The sequence below is a fragment of the Alloyangia mangrovi genome, assembly GCF_002300555.2.
Taxonomy (GTDB): domain Bacteria; phylum Pseudomonadota; class Alphaproteobacteria; order Rhodobacterales; family Rhodobacteraceae; genus Salipiger; species Salipiger mangrovi.
Genome location: NZ_NTHN02000007.1, coordinates 83273 through 104247, shown reverse-complemented (window position 1 = coordinate 104247; position 20975 = coordinate 83273). Strand labels below are relative to the sequence as shown.

General features: G+C 67.7%; 24 protein-coding genes and 1 pseudogene. 14 read left to right on the top strand and 11 right to left on the bottom strand.

Features of this window, described 5'->3' with window-relative positions:
- Positions 1-3 precede the first annotated feature (3 nt).
- Together CLG85_RS05905 and CLG85_RS05900 are read left to right on the top strand one after the other, a co-directional pair.
- The gene (locus tag CLG85_RS05905; protein ID WP_260348564.1) at positions 4-198 is read left to right on the top strand and encodes a hypothetical protein; all 195 of its coding nucleotides are present in this window, start codon (positions 4-6) and stop codon (positions 196-198) included.
- The gene (locus tag CLG85_RS05900; protein WP_260348563.1) at positions 177-1241 is read left to right on the top strand and encodes an efflux RND transporter periplasmic adaptor subunit; all 1065 of its coding nucleotides are present in this window, start codon (positions 177-179) and stop codon (positions 1239-1241) included. Before CLG85_RS05905 ends, CLG85_RS05900 begins: the two co-directional genes overlap by 22 nt.
- 67 nt (positions 1242-1308) lie before the next feature.
- On the opposite strand, the gene CLG85_RS05895 is transcribed toward CLG85_RS05900, so the two are convergent.
- Positions 1309-1554, bottom strand: coding sequence for an accessory factor UbiK family protein (locus tag CLG85_RS05895; protein WP_095881151.1), 246 nt, complete (start codon positions 1552-1554; stop codon positions 1309-1311).
- Between the two features lie 94 nt (positions 1555-1648).
- On the opposite strand from CLG85_RS05895, the gene lgt reads away from it, so the two are divergent.
- The 4 genes from lgt to CLG85_RS05875 all read left to right on the top strand — a co-directional run bounded on the left by lgt (position 1649) and on the right by CLG85_RS05875 (position 5403).
- Complete coding sequence (gene lgt / locus CLG85_RS05890; RefSeq protein ID WP_095881150.1) at positions 1649-2536, top strand: prolipoprotein diacylglyceryl transferase; 888 nt, start codon at positions 1649-1651, stop codon at positions 2534-2536.
- Positions 2533-3597 (top strand): class I SAM-dependent methyltransferase, encoded by a 1065-nt coding sequence (locus CLG85_RS05885; RefSeq protein WP_095881149.1) that lies wholly within the window; start codon positions 2533-2535, stop codon positions 3595-3597. The genes lgt and CLG85_RS05885 overlap by 4 nt, the downstream gene beginning before the upstream one ends.
- Positions 3594-4349 (top strand): peptidoglycan editing factor PgeF, encoded by a 756-nt coding sequence (gene pgeF / locus CLG85_RS05880; RefSeq protein WP_095881148.1) that lies wholly within the window; start codon positions 3594-3596, stop codon positions 4347-4349. Before CLG85_RS05885 ends, pgeF begins: the two co-directional genes overlap by 4 nt.
- 373 nt (positions 4350-4722) lie before the next feature.
- Positions 4723-5403 (top strand): Hint domain-containing protein, encoded by a 681-nt coding sequence (locus CLG85_RS05875; protein WP_095881147.1) that lies wholly within the window; start codon positions 4723-4725, stop codon positions 5401-5403.
- A 30-nt stretch (positions 5404-5433) separates the two neighbouring features.
- Here CLG85_RS05875 and CLG85_RS05870 read toward each other — a convergent pair whose 3' ends face one another.
- Positions 5434-5934, bottom strand: a complete 501-nt coding sequence (locus CLG85_RS05870) for an Lrp/AsnC family transcriptional regulator (RefSeq protein ID WP_095881146.1) — start codon at positions 5932-5934, stop codon at positions 5434-5436.
- 191 nt (positions 5935-6125) lie between these two features.
- On the opposite strand from CLG85_RS05870, the gene trxB reads away from it, so the two are divergent.
- Together trxB and CLG85_RS05860 are read left to right on the top strand one after the other, a co-directional pair.
- Positions 6126-7130 (top strand): thioredoxin-disulfide reductase, encoded by a 1005-nt coding sequence (trxB, locus tag CLG85_RS05865; protein ID WP_095881145.1) that lies wholly within the window; start codon positions 6126-6128, stop codon positions 7128-7130.
- A gap of 290 nt (positions 7131-7420) precedes the next feature.
- Entirely contained in the window at positions 7421-8329 is a 909-nt protein-coding gene (locus tag CLG85_RS05860; RefSeq protein ID WP_095881144.1) for an autotransporter domain-containing protein, read from the top strand.
- A gap of 18 nt (positions 8330-8347) precedes the next feature.
- Here the strand turns inward: CLG85_RS05860 and CLG85_RS05855 are convergent, their stop codons facing one another.
- The 3 genes and pseudogenes from CLG85_RS05855 to CLG85_RS05845 form a co-directional block, all read right to left on the bottom strand.
- The gene (locus tag CLG85_RS05855; RefSeq protein ID WP_095881143.1) at positions 8348-9229 is read right to left on the bottom strand and encodes a PhzF family protein; all 882 of its coding nucleotides are present in this window, start codon (positions 9227-9229) and stop codon (positions 8348-8350) included.
- Between the two features lie 22 nt (positions 9230-9251).
- Positions 9252-9479, bottom strand: coding sequence for a DUF1150 family protein (locus CLG85_RS05850; protein ID WP_095881142.1), 228 nt, complete (start codon positions 9477-9479; stop codon positions 9252-9254).
- 3 nt (positions 9480-9482) lie between these two features.
- Positions 9483-9894 (bottom strand): annotated as a pseudogene (locus tag CLG85_RS05845) (Hsp20 family protein).
- Positions 9895-10053: 159 nt separating this feature from the next.
- Between CLG85_RS05845 and CLG85_RS05840 the strand changes: the two are divergent.
- The 4 genes from CLG85_RS05840 (at position 10054) to CLG85_RS05825 (ending at position 12589) form a co-directional block, all read left to right on the top strand.
- Positions 10054-10278, top strand: a complete 225-nt coding sequence (locus CLG85_RS05840) for a YdcH family protein (protein ID WP_092423670.1) — start codon at positions 10054-10056, stop codon at positions 10276-10278.
- A 214-nt stretch (positions 10279-10492) separates the two neighbouring features.
- Positions 10493-11308 carry a pyrroline-5-carboxylate reductase gene (gene proC, locus CLG85_RS05835; RefSeq protein WP_095881141.1) on the top strand — a complete coding sequence of 272 codons (816 nt, stop codon included), beginning with the start codon at positions 10493-10495 and terminating at the stop codon, positions 11306-11308.
- Entirely contained in the window at positions 11301-11639 is a 339-nt protein-coding gene (locus CLG85_RS05830) for a tRNA-binding protein (protein ID WP_095881140.1), read from the top strand. The genes proC and CLG85_RS05830 overlap by 8 nt, the downstream gene beginning before the upstream one ends.
- On the top strand, positions 11636-12589 hold the full coding sequence (locus tag CLG85_RS05825) for a 2-hydroxyacid dehydrogenase (protein WP_095881139.1): 954 nt from the start codon (positions 11636-11638) through the stop codon (positions 12587-12589). The genes CLG85_RS05830 and CLG85_RS05825 overlap by 4 nt, the downstream gene beginning before the upstream one ends.
- A 31-nt stretch (positions 12590-12620) precedes the next feature.
- Here the strand turns inward: CLG85_RS05825 and CLG85_RS05820 are convergent, their stop codons facing one another.
- Both CLG85_RS05820 and CLG85_RS05815 read right to left on the bottom strand, forming a co-directional pair.
- A complete protein-coding gene (locus tag CLG85_RS05820) occupies positions 12621-13214 on the bottom strand; it encodes a thymidine kinase (RefSeq protein ID WP_095881138.1) in 594 nt (197 codons plus the stop codon).
- Between the two features lie 38 nt (positions 13215-13252).
- On the bottom strand, positions 13253-14107 hold the full coding sequence (locus CLG85_RS05815; RefSeq protein WP_224847462.1) for a glycosyltransferase family 32 protein: 855 nt from the start codon (positions 14105-14107) through the stop codon (positions 13253-13255).
- A 136-nt stretch (positions 14108-14243) separates the two neighbouring features.
- Between CLG85_RS05815 and CLG85_RS05810 the strand changes: the two genes are divergently transcribed.
- The gene (locus tag CLG85_RS05810; protein ID WP_176476494.1) at positions 14244-15140 is read left to right on the top strand and encodes a hypothetical protein; all 897 of its coding nucleotides are present in this window, start codon (positions 14244-14246) and stop codon (positions 15138-15140) included.
- 3 nt (positions 15141-15143) lie between these two features.
- Here the strand turns inward: CLG85_RS05810 and rimO are convergent, their stop codons facing one another.
- The 3 genes from rimO to CLG85_RS05795 form a co-directional block, all read right to left on the bottom strand.
- Positions 15144-16508, bottom strand: a complete 1365-nt coding sequence (rimO, locus tag CLG85_RS05805; RefSeq protein ID WP_095881135.1) for a 30S ribosomal protein S12 methylthiotransferase RimO — start codon at positions 16506-16508, stop codon at positions 15144-15146.
- 195 nt (positions 16509-16703) lie between these two features.
- Positions 16704-18404: an SLC13 family permease gene (locus CLG85_RS05800; protein WP_260348561.1), complete on the bottom strand. Its 1701-nt coding sequence runs from the start codon at positions 18402-18404 to the stop codon at positions 16704-16706.
- 249 nt (positions 18405-18653) lie between these two features.
- Positions 18654-19259, bottom strand: coding sequence for a GcrA family cell cycle regulator (locus CLG85_RS05795; protein WP_224847458.1), 606 nt, complete (start codon positions 19257-19259; stop codon positions 18654-18656).
- 123 nt (positions 19260-19382) lie between these two features.
- On the opposite strand from CLG85_RS05795, the gene CLG85_RS05790 reads away from it, so the two are divergent.
- Complete coding sequence (locus tag CLG85_RS05790; protein WP_095882874.1) at positions 19383-20192, top strand: ABC transporter permease; 810 nt, start codon at positions 19383-19385, stop codon at positions 20190-20192.
- A gap of 76 nt (positions 20193-20268) precedes the next feature.
- Here the strand turns inward: CLG85_RS05790 and CLG85_RS05785 are convergent, their stop codons facing one another.
- A complete protein-coding gene (locus tag CLG85_RS05785) occupies positions 20269-20973 on the bottom strand; it encodes a CDP-alcohol phosphatidyltransferase family protein (RefSeq protein WP_095882873.1) in 705 nt (234 codons plus the stop codon).
- Positions 20974-20975: the final 2 nt, after the last annotated feature.

Sequence of the window (20975 nt, the reverse complement as noted above, 5' to 3'; positions counted from 1 at the left end):
CTCATGGCTCTCAACCGACCCCGCAACCGGACCCGGCTGGCCCTTGGCATCGGTCTTGCGCTGCTGCTCTTCCTGGCGCTGGCCGCCGCCTTCTGGCCGCGTCCCGAGCTGGTCGACCTCGGTCAGGTGACGCGTGGCCCGCTGGTGGTGACCATCGACGAGGAGGGCAAGACGAGGTGCGCGACGTCTACGTGGTGACCACACCCGTCGCCGGGCGGCTGCTGCGGGTGCAGGCCATCGACGGCGATCCGGTGAAGCAGGGCGACGTGGTGGCGCACATGCGCCCCGCCGCGCCTTCGGTGCTGGACCTGCGGACGCGCGAGCAGGCACGGGCGGCGGTCGCGGGGGCACAGGCGGCGTTGTTGCAAGCCAAGGCCGAGGTGAACGTGGCGCAGGCGGACGTGGAACTGGCGGTCTCGGACCATGACCGGGCCAAGGCGCTGGCGGCGCGGGGCACGATCTCCACCGCGGCGCTGGATCAGGCCCGCACCGCGGCGCTGGCGGCGCAGGCGCGGGTCGAGACGGCGCGGGCGGCGGTGGCCATGCGCGAGGCAGAGCTGGCCAATGCGCAGGCGCAGCTCATCGGATTCGACGATCAGGGCCTGGCCGAGGCGCTGGCCGAGGTCGGGGCGTCGGACATCCCGCTGCGGTCTCCGGTCGATGGGCGCATCCTGCGAGTGGTCGAACAGTCAGAGACTTCGCTGGAGGCCGGCGCCCCGGTGCTCGAGATCGGCAATATCGCGCAGGACCTGCAGGTGGCGGTGGACCTTATCTCTTCGGACGCGGTGCAGGTCGTGCCGGGCGCGCGCGTCATGCTCGACGACTGGGGCGGGCCGGGCTCGCTGGAGGCCGAGGTCGAGCGCATCGCTCCGCTGGGAACCACCGAGGTCTCGGCACTGGGAGTTGAGGAACAGCGGGTGCGGGTGATCCTGCGTTTCACCGCGCCCGCCGAGGCCCGCGCGGCGCTGGGTCATGGCTACCGGGTGTTGGCGAGGATCGTGATCTGGGAGGATGCGGACACGCTGCAGATCCCGCAGAGCGCGGCCTTCCGCGAGGGCACGGGCTGGGCCGTGTTCCGGGTCGAGGATGGGCGCGCGGTGCAGGTGCCGGTCACTCTGGGGCAGGGCAACGGGCGGCAGGTGCAGGTGCTGGAAGGGCTGAGCGACGGTGACAAGATCGTGCTCTATCCGCCGGGTGACCTGACGGACGGCGGACTCGTGGCGCAGCGGCAGGCGGGGTGAGACCGGCGCGGCCGGGGCTGGTCGCCCCGGGCCAATTCATGGGATCGAGCGAGCTGCCCGGTCCGGGTCAGCCCTGACCCTTCTCCAGCGCGTCGAGGCGCGCCTTGAGGGTCTCGTTCTCTTCGCGGGCTTTCTGCGCCATGGCGCGAACCGCGTCGAATTCCTCGCGGGTCACGAAGTCGCGATCCGCCAGCCAGCGGTCGATCATCGATTTCATCGCCGTTTCGGCCTCATCCTTCGCGCCCTGTGCCACGCCCATGGCGTTGGTCATGAGCTGCGAGAGATCCTCGAATACCTTGTTGCGCGTCTGCATTGGGCTCTCCGTCATATGCTTGTGTCCTATATGGGCCGAGAGGCCCGCGGTCACAAGGTTGACTTCCCCCGGAAACTCCCGTCACTCATCGCGCATGAGAGCAGCCATTCCCTTTCCGCCCCTGTCCTCCGAGGTCTTCTCGATCTCGGTCTTCGGCATGGAATTCGCCCTGCGCTGGTACGCGCTTGCCTATATCGCGGGCATCATCATCGGCTGGCGCATTGCCGTTGCCGCGGTGAAGCGCGTCCACCTCTGGCCGGGCGACCAGCCGCCGATGAGCGCGGCGCAGGTCGAGCAGCTGCTGACCTGGGTGATCCTCGGCATCATCCTCGGCGGGCGGCTCGGCTTCGTGCTGTTCTACCAGCCCGCCTACTACCTGACCCACCCGGCCGAGATCCTGATGGTCTGGCACGGCGGCATGTCCTTCCACGGCGGCTTCCTCGGGGTGCTTGTCGGCTTCCTGGGCTTTTGCCTGAAGAACCGCATCCCGCTCGGTTCCACCGCCGACATGCTGGCCATCTCGGTGCCGCCGGGGCTGCTGCTGGGGCGCATCGCCAATTTCGTCAACGCCGAGCTCTGGGGCCGCCCGACCGAGCTGCCCTGGGGGGTGATCTTCCCCGGTGAAGCCGCGCAGGCCTGCGGGCAGGCGGTGGGTGAGATGTGCGCGCGGCATCCGTCGCAGCTCTACGAGGCGCTGCTCGAAGGCGTTCTGCTGGGCGCGCTGCTGCTGTGGCTGGCGCTGCGCAGGGGCGGGCTGAAGACCCCGTGGCAGATGGCGGGCGTGTTCCTTGCCGGCTACGGTGTCGCGCGCTTCCTCGTCGAGTTCGTGCGCCAGCCCGATGCGCAGTTCGTCTCGCCCGGGAACCCGCTGGGGCTGGCGTGGCACGTCGGCGGCTACGGTCTGACCATGGGACAGATGCTGTCGCTGCCGATGGTTCTGGTGGGCATCGGCCTCATCTTCTGGGCGCGGCGGCGCGCATGAGCGCGCTGCTTCCGCTTCTCGAGGCGCGCATCGCGGCCGAGGGGCCGATGAGCGTGGCCGAATACATGACATGGTGCCTGCTGCACCCGCAGCGCGGCTATTACACCACCCGCGACCCGCTTGGCGCCCGGGGCGATTTCACCACTGCGCCCGAGATCAGCCAGATGTTCGGCGAACTGCTGGGTCTTGCGCTGGCACAGAGCTGGGTGGATCAGGGTCGGCCAAAGCGGATCATCCTTGCCGAGCTGGGGCCGGGGCGCGGCACGCTGATGGCCGACGCGCTGCGCGCGATGCGGGCGGTGCCGGAGATGATCGCGGCGGCGGAGCTGCACCTCGTCGAGGCCTCGCCCGCCCTGCGCGCCGAGCAGGCCAAACGCCTCGGCGGCTTTGCGCCCATATGGCATGACAGCCTCGCCGACCTGCCCGAGGGGCCGCTTTTCCTGCTCGCCAACGAGTTCTTCGACGCGCTGCCGGTGCGCCAGTTCCTGCGTGACGGGGAGTTCTGGCGCGAGCGCGTGGTGGGCTGGCACAAAGGGCGGCTCTCTTTCGGCCTCACCGATGTCGCGCCGCAGGCCGCGCTGGAGCACCGGCTGCAGGACACCGTGCAGGGCGACATGGTCGAGACCTGCGCCCCCGCCGAAGCCCTCGTGCAGGAGGTCGGGCGGCGAATCGCGGCGCATGGCGGCGTGGCGCTGATCATCGATTACGGCGGGTGGGGCAGCCTCGGAGACACACTGCAGGCGGTGCGGGCGCATGAAAAATCGGCGCCGCTGGACATGCCCGGAGAGGCCGACCTGACCGCCCATGTGGATTTCCGCGCATTGGCGCAGGCGGCTGCCCCGGCAGTTCACGCGCCGTTGACCGCGCAGGGGGTCTTCCTTGAACGGCTTGGCATCACCGAGCGCGCCCGTGCGCTTGCGGCGCACCTGCAAGGCGCCGGGCTGGAAAGCCACATCGCCGCACATCGCCGGTTGACGCACCCCGGTGAAATGGGAAGTTTGTTCAAGGTTCTGGCGCTGCACGCGCCGGACTCACCGCCGCCGCCCGGATTGGATACATGACGCTCGAAATCATCACCGCCGAGTCACTCAGCCCCCTCCGGCACGGGTTCTTCACCCGCAAGGGAGGCGCGTCTTCGGGGGTGTTTGCCGGGCTCAACTGCGGGCCCGGCTCGTCGGATCAGCGCGAGATAGTGGCGATCAACCGCACCCGCGTGGCGCAGGCCATGGAAGTGCCGAACGAGTCGCTGGTGACGGTCAGCCAGGTGCACTCCGCCAAGGTCGTCACGGTGACCGGGCCGGTCTCTGATCCGCGCCCCGAGGCTGATGGGCTGGTCACCCGCGAGCCGGGCATCGCGCTGGCGGTGCTCACCGCCGACTGCCAACCGGTGCTCTTTGCCGATGCCGAGGCCGGGGTGATCGGCGCCGCCCATGCAGGCTGGCGCGGCGCGCAAGCCGGGGTGCTGGAAGAGACCATCGACGCGATGCTCGCCCTCGGCGCAAGCCGCGAGGGCATTCGCGCAGTGATCGGGCCGACCATCAGCCAGCGCGCCTACGAGGTCGGGCCGGAGTTCCTCGGGGAATTCATGGCGGAGGACCCGGGCAACGGTCGTTTCTTCGCGGGCGGCCAGGGCGACCGCGCGCAGTTCGACCTGCCCGCCTACGGGCTGCACCGGCTTCGCAGCGCCGGGGTCGAAGCCGAATGGACCCGGCACTGCACCTATTCCGACCCGGACCGCTTCTACTCCTTCCGCCGGGCAACCCACCTGCGCGAGGCCGACTACGGACGGCTGATCTCGGCGATCCGCCTCTGACGCAGGCTCCGGCGGGCGCCTTTCCGGAACGGGCGCCCTGCCACGATTCGTCCGCGTGTGGGGCGAAATATGGCAAGGTGGTTCTCGTATCCCGGACAATCCCTCTCTCCATCCGGGATTGAGTGGATAAGCTGCTGCCAATTCATCGAAATTTTGACAGAAATGCCCGAATGCGGCCAGATCGCGTCAGTCGATTAGACGTCCTTCTGTCGTTGTTGGTGGGGGCCAGCACGGATGTGACAGCCTGCCAAGGGATGTTGATATGACCAGTATTCATCACGCGGCCCGCGGCCGCGAAGGTGTTGTTTCGCAAGATTCTCCGCGGGATCCGGTTTCTCTCCGGAACGGGCGGCCTCGTCGCGCAACTTCTCTCATGCGCAAGTACGAGGTCGCCGCTCTGTTGCCCGATCTCTCGATTTCGATGAAACAGCAGGTGGCTCCGGCGCTGCCGCTGTTCGAAGAGGCCTGCTCGGCCTTTGCCCGCGGCACCTTGATCCAGACCCTGCGCGGCCCCGTGGCCGTCGAGGACCTGCTGCCGGGCGATTACATCGAGACCAGCCGCGGCACCCAGTCGATCACATGGATCGGCTCGACAACCTATGTGCCGGGGGTGCATTCGGAGGAGAGCGCGCTCGACTCGCTTGTCCGGGTCACCGCGGAGGCCTTCGGTCTCGGCCGTCCGGGCGTCGATCTGCTGCTGGGCCAGGCGGCCCGGATGGTGGTGACCCGCACGCGCTTCAGGGCGCTGCTCGGGCAGGATAGCGTGCTTGTGCCGGTCATCGATGAGGCGGATTGGGACCGCATCGTGCCGGTGACCCCGGCGGGCGGCGTGCAGCTCTATCACCTGATGGTGCAACGCCACGCGACGATCCGGGTCGGCGGGCTCGAGATGGAGACCTACCACCCGGGCAAGATGTTGCACAGCGTGACCAGCCCGAACATGCGCGCGCTGTTCCTGTCGATGTTCGACAACCTGTCGGAGCTTCAGGACTTCGGCGAGCTGTCGATGACCCGTTCCTCGCGCGAGGCGGTCGACAACCTGCTCGCCAGCTGACCCGTATGTCGTGCCGGGGCCGGGCCGCCGTCAGGCGGTCCGGTTCAGCCGTTCCTCGAGCACGTCGAAGGGCACGCCCGGCTCGTCCTTGGCGCCGCGGATGACCAGCGAGGTCTTCACCGAGGCCACGTTCGGCGCGGTTAGCAGCTTCTCGGTCAGGAAGGCCTGGAAGGTCGACAGATCCGGGGCCACGCACTTGAGTATGAAGTCCACCTCACCGTTGAGCATATGGCACTCGCGTACGAGTGGCCAGCTGCGGCAGCGGTCCTCGAAGGCGCGCAGATCGGCCTCGGCCTGGCTCTGCAGTCCGACGCTAGCGAAAACCTGCACCTCGAAGCCGAGTTCGCGGGAATCAACCTCGGCATGGTAGCCCTTGATGAAGCCCTGCTCCTCGAGTGTGCGCACGCGACGCAGGCAGGGCGGGGCAGATATGCCCACGCGGCGGGCGAGTTCGACGTTGGTCATTCGGCCATCGGCCTGCAGTTCTGCCAGAATCTTACGATCGATGGGATCGAGCCTGTGGGCGGGCATGCGACTTCCTTGAGCTTTTCGCGAATATTATACCAGCCGGAACGATAGCGCAATAATCTTTCATATTCTTGAAAGATTCTTAACGGGACGAGATTCCGGGGGATATGGCGGAGGCACGGGGTTTGCGTCGCCGCCGCGCGTGGCTATATGCAATTCCCAAACCGAATGCCATAGCTCGCGAGAGGCACGATATGTCCGACACCCGCCACACACGGCTCCTGATCATCGGCTCCGGCCCGGCCGGCTACACCGCGGGCGTCTACGCTTCGCGCGCCATGCTCTCCCCGCTGCTGGTGCAGGGCCTCGAGCCGGGCGGCCAGCTGACCACCACCACCGAGGTCGAGAACTGGCCCGGCGAGACCGAGATTCAAGGCCCTGACCTTATGGTGAAGATGGAGGCGCATGCCCGCGCCATGGGCTGCGAGATCATCGGCGACATCATCACCGACCTCGACCTCGGCCAGCGTCCCTTCGTCGCCAAGGGCGACAGCGGCATCACCTACACCGCCGACGCGGTAGTGCTCGCCACCGGCGCGCGGGCGAAGTGGCTGGGCCTGCCGACCGAGGACGAATTCAAGGGCTTCGGCGTCTCGGCCTGCGCCACCTGTGACGGCTTCTTCTATCGCGGCCAGGAGATCGTTGTGATCGGCGGCGGCAACACCGCCGTGGAAGAGGCGCTGTTCCTCACCAACTTCGCCTCCAAGGTCACGCTGGTTCACCGCCGCGACGAGCTGCGCGCCGAGAAGATCCTGCAGGAACGCCTGTTCAACCACCCCAAGATCGAGACCCTCTGGCACCACCAGCTCGAGGAAGTGGTCGGCGAGGACATGCCCAAGGGCGTGACCGGCGTGAAGGTCAAGCACGTGACCACCGGCGATATCACCGAGATCCCCGCCAAGGGTGTCTTCATCGCCATCGGCCACGCCCCGGCGTCGGAGCTGGTGAAGGACCAGCTCGAGACCCACATGGGCGGCTACGTGGTGACCAAGCCCGGCACCACCGAGACCTCGATTCCCGGCGTCTTTGCCGCGGGCGACCTGACCGACCACAAGTACCGCCAGGCGGTGACATCGGCGGGCATGGGCTGCATGGCAGCGCTGGAAGCCGAGCGCTGGCTGGCGGAGCAGGGGCTCGACTCGGGCAAGGACACCTCCGAGCCGCTTGGCTACGGTGCGCCGGTCGAACAGGCCTCCTGAGCCCTAGAGGCAGGATGTGAGAGACGCGCGACGTCGGGACCCGGCGTCGCGCTTTCTTGTGCCGGGCGCGGCAAGCGGGGTTTTCCGCCTAGACTCGGCGCGACGCTGCGTCTCTCGCGCGAAATTGAGCGCATTCGCGGCACCGGGGGGTTTGATGCCAAATCCGCGCCGCATATGACTGGGACAAATCACACGACCCAAAGACCTCGCCCCGGCGCCGCATCGCGGCGCACGGATGCAGAAACTTCGCCCGGCCCCATGTCGCCCTGACCTCTTCCCCGGAGGACGCCATGAAGACCGCACCTCTGATGCGCAGGCTTGCGCTACTGACCTGTCTTCTGCCTGCCGTGCCGGCTCTGGCAGCGGACCAGATGCGGACGGCCTATCGCAGCAGTGTCTCGACCACGCTCAGCGCCTCGGTCGGGGCCTTCGACAGCGTCCTGGGGCATGCCCTGAGCGGTTATGACAAGGTGCGGCTCAACAGCAAGGGGCTGTTCCTCGCGACGCCGGGACCGGGGTCTGCGCCGCGCATGTGGTGGGCCTTCGAGGCCCGCGAATACCATGGCAGCACCTTCGGCCGGAAATTCGACATGCTGCTGGGGATCGAGAAGCCGGTCGGAACGGGCACCCGGCTCGGCTTTGCCACCGGGTACGGGGTGGCCGATCTCGACACCGGGCGCGACATCCGAACCCAGACCTTGAGCTTCGCGCCTTACGTGCAGACCGCGCTGACCGACCATATCAGGCTCAAGGCCTGGGCTGCGCTGGCGCGGCCCGGCTACCGCCTCGGAAACTCGCCGCGAAGCGCCTGGCGCACCGCGGCGGGGCTCAATGCCAATGGCAGCTACGAGTTGCGGCGCATGGACCTTTCGGGGGCGGCGGGCCTGTCGTTGTCGCAGCAGACCAGCAGCGGCATCGGGGACCTCTCCACCTGGCAGGTGGGCAAGCTCTCGGCCTCGCTGCGCACCCGCGCGACGCTGCGGCTCGAGCGCAACTTCCGCCCCTATTTCGAGCTGGGCTACAGCTATGGCAGCTGGGTCGATGCGGGCAATTCCGGCGAGACCCATGCCCCCAGCCTCAAGACCGGTCTGAGCTGGAGCCACAAGAAGCGCAGCTTCACCCTGAGCCTGATCGGCACGCAGGTCTTCGACCCGGTGCAGCCTCTGGTGCTCAACACGCGCTACAGCATCCGCTTCTGAGCGGGGAGGGGTGTCGGGTCAGAGGTGGATCTCGCCCGAGATAAGCACATGGGCTTGACCGCCCACCCGCACACCGGTGATCGCCCCGGGCGGGCCGAGTACCTCGACCTGCGCCTGTCCGGGGCGGCCCATGCCGTGGCCCTGCTCGGCGATGAAGACGGGGCTGTCGATCAGCCCCTTCGACCAGAGATAGGCCGCCATGGCGCCGGTGGCCGAGCCGGTAAAGGGATCCTCGGCCGGGCTGGGCGGGGCAAGCATGAGCCGCGCGAAGGTGTCGCCCGCCTCGGTCGCGCCGGACAGGGTGACGAGAAAGGGCTCAGCGAGGTCGAGACGCTTGCCCGAGGCCTCGGCGAGGCGGGACAGCGCGTCGAGATCGAGGCTGGCCCGCTCCAGCGCGGCACGGTCCTTCAGCACGGCGATGCAGAAGGGCAGGCCGGTGGAGACCACCTGCGGCTGGCCGAGAATGTCGGAGGGGGAGAGCGAGACGGCGTCTGCCACCACCGCCTTGTCGGGGCTGGGGCCGAAGGCGGGTGCCTTCTGGGTCATCACAATGCGCGGTGGGGTCACGCTGCGGTCGATCTCGATGGGAACGAGCCCGGCCTGCGTCTCGAGCGTGATGCTGTCGCCGCTGACCAGCCCGCGGTGGAGCAGCGCCGCGACCGTGGCGATTGTGGGATGGCCAGCAAAGGGAATCTCGCCGCTCGCGAGGAAGTAGCGCACCCGCACGTCGGCCACCTCGGAGGGACCGGTGAAGGTGCATTCGACCAGCGAGGTCTCCCGCACCACCGCCTTGCAGGTCTCGTCGTCCAGCGAAGCGCCGCCGTGCAGGACGGCACAGCCGTTGCCGCCGAAGGGCACGTCGGTGAAGGCGTCGGCCCAGTCGAGCGGCAACGTGGTCATTGGGAGATCTCCGGGCGAGCCCTTAGTGGACGGTGACGGGTGCGAGGTCGTTCTGCCGGGCCAGCGCAAAGGCGAGGCCGCGGTCGCGAACCAGCGCCAGCCGCTCGCCGTCGGCACGGTGCACCGCATAGAGGCGGGTCTGGTCACCGACTTGGCTCTGCACGTCCTCGGGCAGGTCACTCACTTCGACGGAGCGGACGTAGACGATGCGCTCGGCGTCGAACTCGGAAAAGTCGTATTTCGTGTTCATGGCTCAACCCTTTCTGATGTTGATGGTCTGCACCACCGTCTCGGGACGGGACATGGTCAGATCCACATGCAGCAGACCGTTTTCCATGACCGCTTCCCCCACCTCGACCCCATCGGCCAGCACGAAGCTACGCTGGAACTGCCGCGCCGCGATGCCGCGGTGCAGGAAGATCCGATCGGACCCGTCGTCGCGCTGCCGTCCGCGGATCACCAGCTGGCGGTCCTCGACGGTGATGGCGAGATCGGCCTCCGAGAATCCGGCCACGGCGAGCGTGATCCGGTAGGAGTGATCCGACGTCTGTTCGATGTTGAAGGGGGGGGTATCCCTCGCTCGACTTGGCCGTGCGCTCGAGCAGGCGCTCGAGCTGCTCGAAGCCGAGCATATGCGGATAGGAACCCAGGGTCAGTTTGCTCATGACATGTCCTTGACAGGGAAGCGACCGTCCGCCGGGCCCCGTTAGCGGCAACCCGACATCAGGGAATATGGGAAGGGCCGCCGGGCAGTGCAAGGGCTTTGCGGGCGCGGCAAGACTTGGTAGTCTAATGTTTCCCGTGACGTCGAAGGACAGACCCTCATGAATGCGCCGCAAGACATCTCGATGAAGACGGAAGAGGTGTTGCGGGTGGAGCTGGAAGTCTTCCGGCGCGAGCACCGCGATCTCGACGAGGCCATCCTTGCGCTGCAGGAGCGCGGCACCGCCGACCAGCTGACCTTGCAACGGCTGAAGAAGAAGAAGCTCTTCCTCAAGGACAAGATCGCGATGATCGAGGACCGGCTGACCCCCGATATCATCGCCTGACCCTGCCTGGGTTTGCGCCCGTGCCCCAGGCGACAAGGCTGCCCGGCTCTGGCCGGGCCGCGACCTCTGGCATGGCCTGCAACAGCCGTGGTCCGCGGGCGATTTTCCTTCGTCGGGCAAAGATGCATCCCGCTTTTCCGCCTTTTGGCGCGGACCGTTGCGCGATCTGGTTTGCCCGCGTATCACTGCCGCGACGTCGACAGGAGGGATCGCCATGAAGGACGGTGAGCTGGCGCAGCGCGGTTTGGTGCTGCTGGGATGCGGGAAGATGGGATCGGCCATGCTGGAAGGATGGCTGGGGCGGGGGTTGCCGCCTGCGTCGGTCTGGGTCAACGACCCCCACCCTTCGGAATGGCTGCAGGCGCAGGGCGTGCATCTGAACGAGGTCCTGCCCGAGAGCCCGGCGATCGTGCTCATCGCGGTGAAGCCGCAGATGATGGCCGATGCGCTGCCGGTGCTGGCAAGCTACGGCAACGCCGACACTGTCTTCCTGTCGGTGGCGGCGGGCGTGACCATCGCCACCTACGAGCGGATGCTCGGCGATAAGACCCCGATCATCCGCGCCATGCCCAACACCCCTGCTGCCGTCGGGCAGGGCATCACCGCCATCGCCGGTAACGCTAATGCGAGTGCCACGGATGTGGCCATGGCCGAGGAGCTGCTCTCGGCGGTGGGCGAGGTCGTGCGGCTCGAGGGCGAGGGCCAGATGGACGCGGTGACCGGCGTCAGCGGCTCGGGCCCGGCGTACGTCTTCCACATGATCGAATGCCTCGCCAAGGCCGGCGAAGCCGAGGGGCTGGCGCCCGAGCTCGCCATGCAGCTTGCCAAGGCCACCGTCGCGGGCGCTGGCGCGCTGGCGATGCAGGCCGCCGAGGACCCGGCGCAGTTGCGCAAGAACGTCACCTCGCCCAACGGCACGACGCAGGCGGGTCTCGAGGTGCTGATGGACGAGGACAAGGGCCTGCCGCCACTGATCCGCGCCACGGTTGCTGCCGCCGTTCGTCGCTCGGAAGAGCTGGCCAATGGGTGAGATCAGCTATGACGACTTCCTCAAGGTCGACATCCGCGTGGGTCGGGTGACCCGCGCGGAGCCCTTTCCCGAGGCCCGCAAGCCCGCCATCAAGCTCTGGATCGATTTCGGCCCGGAGGTCGGCGAGAAAAAGAGCTCGGCGCAGATCACCGTGCACTACACGTCCGAGGAGCTGGTCGGCAAATCGGTGATGGCGGTGGTTAATTTCCCGCCGCGGCAGATTGGCCCCTTCATGTCCGAGGTTCTTGTTCTAGGTTTCTCCGACGAGACCGGGGCGATCGTGCTCGCGACCCCCGACAAGACCGTACCGCCGGGAGGACGCCTGCATTGACCAAGATCCTGATCGCCCGAAACCTGCCCGAGAGCGTCGTCGCCGAGGCCCGCGCCGAGTTCGACGTGACCTACCGCGACCGGCCCGACCCGATGAGCCGCGACGAGATGCTGGCCTCGCTGTCGGATTATGACGGCGTTCTGATGACGCTGGGCGACCAGTACACCGCCGAGGTCTTCGCCGCCGCCGGGGTGCCGCGCGCGAGGATCCTCGCCAACTTCGGGGTGGGCTTCAACCACATCGACGTCGAGGTGGCGAAACACGCCGGGGTCACCGTGACCAATACACCCGGCGCCGTCACCGATGCCACCGCCGACATTGCCATGACGCTGATCCTGATGTCCTGCCGCCGCGCGGGAGAGGGCGAGCGGCTGGTGCGCATGGGAAGCTGGCAGGGCTGGCACCCGGTACAGATGCTCGGCCTGCACGTAACCGGCAAGACCGTCGGCATCCTCGGCATGGGTCGCATCGGCCAGGCTATCGCCCGGCGCTGTCACTACGGCTTCGGCATGGAGGTGGCCTACATGAGCCGCTCCGAGAAATCACTCGACCATCCGGCGACGCGCTACGACACGCCCGAGGAACTGGCGGCCAACGTCGACATCCTCGTCACCGCCCTGCCGGGCGGCGCGCAGACGCATCACACGGTGAACGACAGCGTGCTGGCGGCGATGCGCCCGCATGCGCATTTCATCAACATCTCTCGCGGTGACGTGGTCGATGAGGCGGCGCTGATCGCGGCGCTGCAGGAGAAGCGGATCGCCGGGGCGGGGCTCGACGTTTACGAGTTCGAACCGCGGGTGCCCGAGGCGCTGCGCGATCTCGACAACGTGGTGCTGCTGCCGCACCTCGGCACCGCGGCGCTGGAAGTGCGCGAGGACATGGGGCGCATGGCCGTGGCCAACCTGCGCGCCTTCTTTGCCGGGGAGCCGGTGCCGAACCCGGTCTGAGACCAGCGGACCCGGGCGCAAGCCGTCCGGGTCAGGCGCTTGCGGAGGTGTCGCCCATCGCTGCGCGCCAATGCTTGCGGCAGAGCGAGACATAGGTCTCGTTGCCGCCGATCTGCACCTGCGCGCCGTCGCTGAGCGCCTTCCCGGTCTCGTCCTGCCGGATCACCATGGTCGCCTTGCGCCCGCAATGGCAGATGGTGCGCACCTCGCGCAGCGAATCCGCCAGCGCCAGCAGCGCCGCCGAGCCGGGGAAGAGCTGGCCGCGGAAATCCACCCGCAGCCCGTAGGCCATGACCGGCAGACCCAGATCGTCCACCACCCGTGCAAGCTGCCAGACCTGTTCCTCGGTGAGGAACTGCGCCTCGTCGATGAACACGCAGGCCAGCGATGTCTTGCGGTGCGCCGCGGCGATCACCGCGAACAGGTCATCCTCGCCGCCGAAGGTCTCGGCTTCCTGTCCGAGCCCGATGCGCGAGCCGATGCGCCCGTGCCCGGCGCGCGTGTCGAGCCGGGCGGTCAGCAGGAAGACCTCCATGCCCCGTTCGCGGTAGTTGTGCGCCGCCTGCAGGAGCAGGGTCGATTTTCCGGCGTTCATGGTGGAGTAGTGGAAATGCAGCTTGGCCATGGCCGTCTCTTGCACCAGCCCGGAAGGCTGAGCAAGGCTCAGGGGGCCGCCCGCTCCGCCTGACCGAAGATCAAGTCGAGGTGCTTCTCGGAGGGCACGCTTTTCAGCGACAGCTTCTGCATCGGCGCATCGAGCAGGCTGAGCAGCTCCCGGTCGGTCATGTGGGCGTAGTCGCGTTTCCAGTGCCGCACCATGAGGTGGCGGTAGGAAGGGCGTTTGGGCACCTCGGCCCAGGCGGTGCGGAAGGGCTCGCTGCGGTGGAGCTGCAGGTCGAACAGGTAGTGCGGCCAAAAGTAGGGGTGGACCGGGCGCTCGGCCCCACCGCCGGGCTGCACCGACCACATGCGGTTCTTCGGCTCAATCACCCGCTTGCGTGTGTCGGCGCTGCTCAGACCGGCGAGTTTGCATGCCAGCGCGCCCTTGCCGCCACGGTCGAGCTCGCGCCTTGCGCTCTGCGCGCGGCGGGGGCGGTCCCAGTAGCCGCGCATCGCCTCCAGCCAGCCTTGGGTGATCGCGTGGCCGGGTTCGGAGACGAGAAACCAGTTCTCCACCGGGCGGCGGCGGTAGGGGTCGTGGAAGGCGAAGAAGCCCGTGCGGGTCAGCGGCTCGAGCCAGTCGTCGAGCGGCGCGCAGGGGATGGTGCCGCAATCGACGTAGACGCCGCCGTGCTGGTCAAGGTCGTGCACTCGGAAAATGTCGCCGCGGCCCTGCAGGGTGGCGGGGACATGCGTGAGACCCAGATCGCGGAAAGCCGCCGAAGCCTGGCTCTCGTCGGCGATCTCCAGCGACCAGCCGGGGTTGAGACGCGCCCAGGCGTCCCAGCAGCGCTTCACCAGGTCGGGAGCGGCGGCCTCGCCCTGCGCCCAGAACATCGAAATGCGCCTTGGTATCATGCCTGCCTCGTCGTCCTGACGTCCGCCCTGTTGCGCCGCCTGCGCAACTTGGTCAAAAGGAAACGCATCCGGCTTAGCCCGCGCACCGGCCTTGCGCAAGCGGCGCATCCCCGGCCGCGAAGAATGGAGATCAGCCTTGTCCCTCGCCCTGATGAAATTGCGCGCCATCATCAAGTACCGCCGGATGACGCGGTCGCTGCGCAAGACGGTGCGCCGCATCGAGCATGACAGCAGCGGCATCTCCAACGAGTTCGACCGGGCGCCGCTGCAGCGCGAGGCACTGCTGCCGCTGATCGGCAGCGCGCCGGTGCATGCGGGCGAGACGAGCGAGATGGCGGTCTACTCGACCTATTGCGGGCCGCTCGGCAGCTTCACCTACGACAAGAACAACCGGCCCAAGAACTGGCCGCATTACTTCGTGTCGAACAACCGCAGCGCGCTGGAGATCGTCGAGGGGCTGGGCTGGAAGCCGATCTTCCTCGACCTGCCGGTGTCGAAGAACCCGGTGCTGAGCGCGCATCAGGCCAAGGTGGCCAAGGCGCTTCCGCATCTCTTCCCCGATCTCACGCGGCACCGCTTCCTTACCTACATGGACGACAAGCGGCGCATTCCGCACGGCGATCTCGAGGGCATCCGCGACCGGCTGGTCGAGGCGGGCGGCGCCATGGCACTGCGGCTGAGCCCGCATATCGAGGGCAATATCCTCTGGGAGTTCACCGACTCGCTGTTCCAGGACCGCTACCGCGAGCAGGCGCACCAGATGTTGCGCTACACGCTGGCGCAGATGGAGGCAGGCAAGACGCTGGAGACAGACCGGCTGTTCACCACCAACTTCATCCTGCGCGACATGGCGGATCCGCGGATCGCGGCGCTGAACGAGCGCTGGTACGACGACATCCTTGCCTGCGGCATCGACTGCCAGCTGGCCTTTGCCTTCCTCGCGCAGGGCGAGGCGGCGATCGTCGACCTGCCGGCGCCGCCGCGCAAGAAGTACCTCGGCAAGAAGATCGCCGCGCCCGAAGGCGCGGCCTGAGCCTCAGACCAGCCGGCCCCAGAGGTCGTATTCGCCGGCCTCGTCGACCTCGACGGTGACCATGTCGCCCGGCTTGAGCTGCTCGAAGCCCTCGTCGATGAAGAGGTTGCCGTCGATCTCCGGCGCATCGGCCTTGGTGCGGCAGGTGGCGGCATCCTCGTCGACCTCATCCACCAGCACCTGCATCGTCTGGCCGACCTTGGCCTCAAGCTTGGCTTCCGAGATCGCCTGAGCCTTCTCCATGAAGCGCTCCCAGCGGTCCTGCTTGACCTCTTCCGGCACATGGTCCGGCAGCGCGTTGGAGCGCGCGCCTTCGACATTCTCGTACTTGAAGCAGCCGACCCGGTCGAGCTGCGCCTCGTCCATCCAGTCGAGCAGCGTCTGGAACTCGTCCTCGGTCTCGCCCGGGTAGCCGACGATGAAGGTCGAGCGCAGGGTGATGTCGGGGCAGTCCGAACGCCAGGCGGCGATCTCGTCGAGCGTGCGCGCGGCGGCGGCGGGGCGTGCCATGCGCTTCAGCGTCTCGGGGTGGGCGTGCTGGAAGGGGATGTCGAGATAGGGCAGCACCAGCCCCTCGGCCATCGCGGGAATCAGCTCGCGCACGTGCGGGTAGGGGTAGACGTAATGCATCCGCACCCAGGCGCCGAACTGGCCCAACTCACGGGCGAGCGAGAGGATCGGGAATTTCTCGTCCCGGTCCTTCCAGTCGGTGCCATAGGCCGAGGTGTCCTGCGAGATCACCAGCAGCTCCTTCACCCCGGCCTCGACCAGCTTTTCCGCCTCGCGCAACACCGCGCGCTGCGGCCGCGAGGTGAGCAGACCGCGCATGTCGGGGATGATGCAGAACTTGCACTTGTGGTTACAGCCCTCGGAGATCTTGAGGTAGCTGTAGTGGCGCGGCGTGAGTTTCACGCCCGAGGCGGGCAGCAGGTCGACAAAGGGATCGGGGACCGGCGGTACGGCGCCATGCACCGCGTCGAGCACCTGCTCGTATTGATGCGGGCCCGTAACGGCCAGCACCTTGGGATGCACGCCGGTGATATACTCGGGCTCGGCGCCGAGGCAGCCGGTGACGATGACCCGGCCGTTCTCCTTCAGCGCCTCGCCGATCGCCTCGAGGCTTTCCGCCTTGGCGCTGTCGAGAAAGCCGCAGGTGTTGACGATCACCGCATCGGCGCCGGCATAATCGGCCGAGATGCCGTAGCCCTCGGCGCGCAGCCGGGTGAGGATGCGCTCGCTGTCGACCAGCGCCTTGGGGCAGCCAAGCGAGACCATGCCGATGGTCGGCTGGCCGTCGCGGCGGGTTTCCGTGACGCGGGCGCGGGCAAGGTCGGGGCGAAGATCGGGCGGATTCTGCATGGGCGGCATATACGCGCTCTCTCGGCCTGCGAAAAGGGTGGTCGCGCGCGGCGCGTCAATCCGCGCCGCCGTGCTTCCGAAGAGGTCGCGGCAGGCGTATTTTGAAAGAGAAGAAGCCGCGATTGCCGTCCGAAACTTCTTCTTTTTTCAAATACGCAGGGGGTGAGGCGCGCAGCGCCGAGGGGGCATCGCCCCCTGACCCGCTCAGCCAAACAGCCAGAGGATCCCGCTGCAGGCAGCCAGCGCGGCGACGAGGTTCATCGCCAGACCGATCTTCAGGAAGTCGGAGAATCGGTAGTTCCCGGCCCCGTAGACCAGCGTGTTCGTCTGGTAGCCGATCGGCGTGGCAAAGCTGGCCGAGGCGCCGAACATCACCGCCATCGTCAGGGCGCGCGGATCGAGCCCGGTGCTCTCGGCGAGGCCGATGGCAATCGGTGTGAAGACCACGGCGACGGCATTGTTGGTGACCGTCTCGGTGAGCAGCGAGGCCAGCAGGTAGACCGCCAGCAGCGCGAAGAAGGGCGGCAGTCCAGAGATCGGCGGAGACAGCCAGCTCACCAGGAGGTCCACCGCGCCGGTGTTCTGCAGCCCGAGGCCGACCACCAGCATGGCGAAAATCAGGACGAGCACCGAGCCGTCGACCGCGCCCCAGGCCTCGTCGGCGTCGATGCAGCGCAGCAGGAGGATCGCCGCGACGGCGATGATCGAGAGCGTCGCGATGTCCATCAGCCCGAAAGCGGCGAGGGCGACGACGGCGGCAAGCGCCGCCAGCACCAGAGGCGCGCGGCCGCGGCGGAAGGCGCGACCGGTGGGGCGGCTGACCGAGACAAGCTGCGCCTCGTCCTCCAGCGTCTGGAAAGCGGTGGCGGGGCCCTCGAGCAGCAGCTTGTCGGCGGGGCGCAGCTGCACCGAGCCGAGGTCGGGGCCGGGGTTGTGCTCATGGCGATGCGCCCCCAGCACCCGAACGCCGAAGCGGCGGCCGAGCGACATGCTGCGCAGGCTGCGCCCGAGCGTGGACTTGCGCGGCGAGACCACCACCTCGACCGTGACCAGCTCGCCCTCGGGCGGCTCGCCCCGGCGCAGGCCGATCTTCAGCCCAGGATCGTCGTGCAGTGTCAGCAGCTCGGAGGTGGGTGCGCGCAGGATCACCGTGTCGCCCTTTTCCAGCACCTGCTCTTCGAGCGGGGCGGGCAGGGCGCTGCCCTTGCGCCGGAGACCTGTCACCCGCACGCCGCCACGCGCAAGCGGTGCGATTTCCGAAAGCGGCTTGCCCGCGTAGGTGTCATCCGACAGCGCCGCCTCCGACAGGAAAGTGGTCTCGCCGAGCATCTGCTCCGGATCGCTCGCCTCGCGGTCCGGAAGCAGCAAGGGGCCGAGCAAGGCGAGGGTCGCACCTCCGGCCAGGGCCACCATAAGGCCCACCGGGGTAATCTCAAAGATACCGAACGGCGCGAGCCCCTGACCACGCGCGACGCCGTCGACCAGCAGGTTGGTCGAGGTGCCGATCAGCGTGCAAGTGCCTCCCAGGATCGCCACGTAGCTCAGCGGAATCAGCAGCCGGGTCGGCGCCTTGCCGAGCGCGGCGGCAAGGCGGATCACCACGGGGATCAGCACCAGCACCACCGGCGTGTTGTTGACGAAGCCCGAGGCCAGCAGGGTGACGCTCAGGATCACCCCCAGCGCCAGGCCGGGGCGTTCCTGCGCCTGGCTGATCACCAGGTCCGAGATCGCTTCCAGCACCCCGGTGCGGACCAGCGCGCCCGAGAGAACGAACATTGCCGCGATGGTCAGCGGCGCGGGGTTGGAGAAGACCGACAGGAGCTGGTCCGGCGCGACGTAGCCAAGGCTCACAAAGAGCGCGGCGAGCCCGGCGGCGGGCACCTCGGGCGGATAGAGTTCGAGCATGAAGACGATGAAGAGACAGACAATCAGTCCCAGGGCGATCAGGGCATCATGGTCGGCGACCAGCGAGAAAAAAATCTGTCATCACGGCTCACTCTTGCGTCTTGCACAACGCTGGAGCCCGCGAGGAAGTTGCGCAACCCCCCGCGTTTCCGGCGAAAATCGGCCGGGCGGAGGGGAGGGCGGGGTTCGGCCAAAGAAAAACCGCCCGGGCCGGGAGGGCTCGGGCGGTTGATGATCTTGCGGGGCGGCTCAGCGACGCCGATCGCGGCGCGAGGACATCGGCTGGAAGGCCACGCCCACATGCGCCTCGCAGTAGGGCTTGCCCTGCTGCACCGGCAGGCCGCAGAACCAGAAGTCGTCGGTTGCCGGGTCGCCGACGGGCCACTTGCAGGTCCGTTCGGTGAGATCCATCAGCGAAAGCTTCTTCGCCTTCTTCTCGATCTCGTTGACCTTGGCCAGCGCCTCGGGGCTGATCTCGTTGGCCGAGGGCTGCGGCGGCAGCGGCTGGCCCGCAGGCACGATCGGCTTGCGCGACGGTCCAAGCGGAGCCGGGCGTGTCTCGACCGCCGTGGCGGTCTCGCGCGCGGGCTCGGCTGCCGGGGCCGGGTCTGCCTTGGGTGCGGGCTTGGCCTTGGTCTCTTTCGCGGCGGGCTTGGCTTCCTTGACCGGGGCCGCCGGTGCGGCAGGGGCCGCGCCGCCCGCGGGGGCGGTGCGGTTCGACAGGCCGAGCCGGTGCACCTTGCCAATCACCGCATTGCGGGTGACGCCGCCAAGTTCCTTGGCGATCTGGCTGGCCGACTGGCCCTCGGCCCACATCTTCTTGAGAAGCTCGACGCGCTCATCCGTCCAGGACATGTCCGATCCTTGCTTGAGAAAAAGCGGCCCGTGATCCGGGGCCGCCTGAAAATTCCATCAGGGGGCCTATTGTAGTCATCAACCGCCGAGTTACAAGCCGGACCCAGACGGAAAGGAGACCTTATGGACAGCCAACCCCGCCATGAGCCCGGAGCGCGCCGGTTCGGCGCCGTGAACTGGCTCGGACTCGCCACGCTCTGCCGCCGGGAAACCCAGCGCTTTCTCGCGGTCTGGACCCAGACCCTTCTGGCACCGCTGGTCACCGCGGGTCTGTTCCTGGTGATCTTCACCATCGCGATAGGCCCGAGCCGTGGCGAGGTGATGGGGGTGCCCTTCACGAGGTTCATCGCGCCGGGCATCCTGATGATGACGGTGATCCAGAACGCCTTTGCCAATACCTCCTCGTCGATCGTGATCTCGAAGGTGCAGGGCAATATCGTCGACACCTTGATGCCGCCGCTCGCGCCCTTCGAGCTGGTGATCGGCTATCTCGCCGGCGGTGTCGCGCGCGGGCTGGTGGTGGCCTGCGCGATCCTTGCCGGGCTCTGGGCGACCACGGGCCTCGTGCCGGCGCATCCGCTGATCGTGCTGGGCTTCGTCCTCCTGGGCGGGGCCTTCCTGTCGGCGGTAGGCATCGTCGCAGGGCTTTTTGCCAACAAGTTCGACCAGATGGCGGCGATCACCAACTTCATCGTGACGCCGCTCGCCTTCCTGTCGGGCACATTCTACTCGGTCGAGGCGCTGCCGCGAGGGCTCTACGAGATCACCCATTTCAACCCGGTCTTCTACCTGATCGACGGGGCGCGTTACGGCGTGCTGGGGGTGTCGGATGCCAGCCCGCTGCTCGGCGCAGCGGTGGCGATCTTCGCGACGCTGCTGGTCTCGCTGATGGCCTGGGGGCTGTTCCGCACTGGCTGGCGGCTCAAGGCCTGAGGGCGAAGGAGGGGGCTTTCCGCCCCCTCGGCGCTGCGCGCCTCACCCCCGAGGATATTTGCGCCTAGAAGAAGGCTCAGGCGCGCTCGAGGGCGGCCTTGGGGAAAAGCTGCTGGGCGATGCCGGCGAAGAGCAGGTAGACCGAGGTGATGATGAGACCCCAGTGCGCCCAGCTCTGAGGGTGGAAATCGACCCAGGCGGCCCAGCCGGCGAAGAAGGTCCAGGCGAGGGCGATGGGCAGCGACATCGGCCGCCAGCGTTCGGTGCGCACCGGGTGGATGAACTTCAGCGGCAGGAACATCGCCACGGCGAGCAGGCTCACCAGCGCGAGGATCACCCAGAAGTTCGGCTGCAGCGCGAAGAGAACCAGCACCAGCATGTTCCAGCAGCCGGGGAAGCCGTGGAACGAGTTGTCGCTGGTCTTCATGCGGCTGTCGGCGAAATACATCGCCGAGGCGAAGGTGATGATGATGATCGCGATCCAGCCGGTCCAGCCGGGCAGCAATCCCGAATGGAAGAGCGCGAAAGCCGGGATGAAGACGTAGGTCAGGTAGTCGATGATCAGGTCGAGCAGCACGCCGTCGAAGCGCGGCGCGTTCGACTTCACGTCGTACTTGCGGGCCAGCGGACCGTCGACGCCGTCGACGAAGAAGGCCACGACCAGCCAGAGGAACATGATCGACCATTGCTCCTGCGCGGCGGCGAGCATGGCGAGCATGGCGAAGACCGCGCCGGTGGCGGTCAGCAGGTGAACGATGAGAGCGCGGGTTTTCAGGGTCATGC

Bases quoted from the DNA above. Each gene is read 5' to 3' on its own strand.
- CLG85_RS05905 (WP_260348564.1), top strand. From the start codon at position 4: ATGGCTCTCAACCGACCCCGCAACCGGACCCGGCTGGCCCTTGGCATC.
- CLG85_RS05895 (WP_095881151.1), bottom strand. From the start codon at position 1,554: ATGCAGACGCGCAACAAGGTATTCGAGGATCTCTCGCAGCTCATGACC.
- lgt (WP_095881150.1), top strand. From the start codon at position 1,649: ATGAGAGCAGCCATTCCCTTTCCGCCCCTGTCCTCCGAGGTCTTCTCG.
- CLG85_RS05885 (WP_095881149.1), top strand. From the start codon at position 2,533: ATGAGCGCGCTGCTTCCGCTTCTCGAGGCGCGCATCGCGGCCGAGGGG.
- pgeF (WP_095881148.1), top strand. From the start codon at position 3,594: ATGACGCTCGAAATCATCACCGCCGAGTCACTCAGCCCCCTCCGGCAC.
- CLG85_RS05875 (WP_095881147.1), top strand. From the start codon at position 4,723: ATGCGCAAGTACGAGGTCGCCGCTCTGTTGCCCGATCTCTCGATTTCG.
- CLG85_RS05870 (WP_095881146.1), bottom strand. From the start codon at position 5,934: ATGCCCGCCCACAGGCTCGATCCCATCGATCGTAAGATTCTGGCAGAA.
- trxB (WP_095881145.1), top strand. From the start codon at position 6,126: ATGTCCGACACCCGCCACACACGGCTCCTGATCATCGGCTCCGGCCCG.
- CLG85_RS05860 (WP_095881144.1), top strand. From the start codon at position 7,421: ATGAAGACCGCACCTCTGATGCGCAGGCTTGCGCTACTGACCTGTCTT.
- CLG85_RS05855 (WP_095881143.1), bottom strand. From the start codon at position 9,229: ATGACCACGTTGCCGCTCGACTGGGCCGACGCCTTCACCGACGTGCCC.
- CLG85_RS05850 (WP_095881142.1), bottom strand. From the start codon at position 9,479: ATGAACACGAAATACGACTTTTCCGAGTTCGACGCCGAGCGCATCGTC.
- CLG85_RS05840 (WP_092423670.1), top strand. From the start codon at position 10,054: ATGAATGCGCCGCAAGACATCTCGATGAAGACGGAAGAGGTGTTGCGG.
- proC (WP_095881141.1), top strand. From the start codon at position 10,493: ATGAAGGACGGTGAGCTGGCGCAGCGCGGTTTGGTGCTGCTGGGATGC.
- CLG85_RS05830 (WP_095881140.1), top strand. From the start codon at position 11,301: ATGGGTGAGATCAGCTATGACGACTTCCTCAAGGTCGACATCCGCGTG.
- CLG85_RS05820 (WP_095881138.1), bottom strand. From the start codon at position 13,214: ATGGCCAAGCTGCATTTCCACTACTCCACCATGAACGCCGGAAAATCG.
- CLG85_RS05815 (WP_224847462.1), bottom strand. From the start codon at position 14,107: ATGATACCAAGGCGCATTTCGATGTTCTGGGCGCAGGGCGAGGCCGCC.
- rimO (WP_095881135.1), bottom strand. From the start codon at position 16,508: ATGCCGCCCATGCAGAATCCGCCCGATCTTCGCCCCGACCTTGCCCGC.
- CLG85_RS05800 (WP_260348561.1), bottom strand. From the start codon at position 18,404: ATGCTCGAACTCTATCCGCCCGAGGTGCCCGCCGCCGGGCTCGCCGCG.
- CLG85_RS05795 (WP_224847458.1), bottom strand. From the start codon at position 19,259: ATGTCCTGGACGGATGAGCGCGTCGAGCTTCTCAAGAAGATGTGGGCC.
- CLG85_RS05790 (WP_095882874.1), top strand. From the start codon at position 19,383: ATGGACAGCCAACCCCGCCATGAGCCCGGAGCGCGCCGGTTCGGCGCC.
- CLG85_RS05785 (WP_095882873.1), bottom strand. From the start codon at position 20,973: ATGACCCTGAAAACCCGCGCTCTCATCGTTCACCTGCTGACCGCCACC.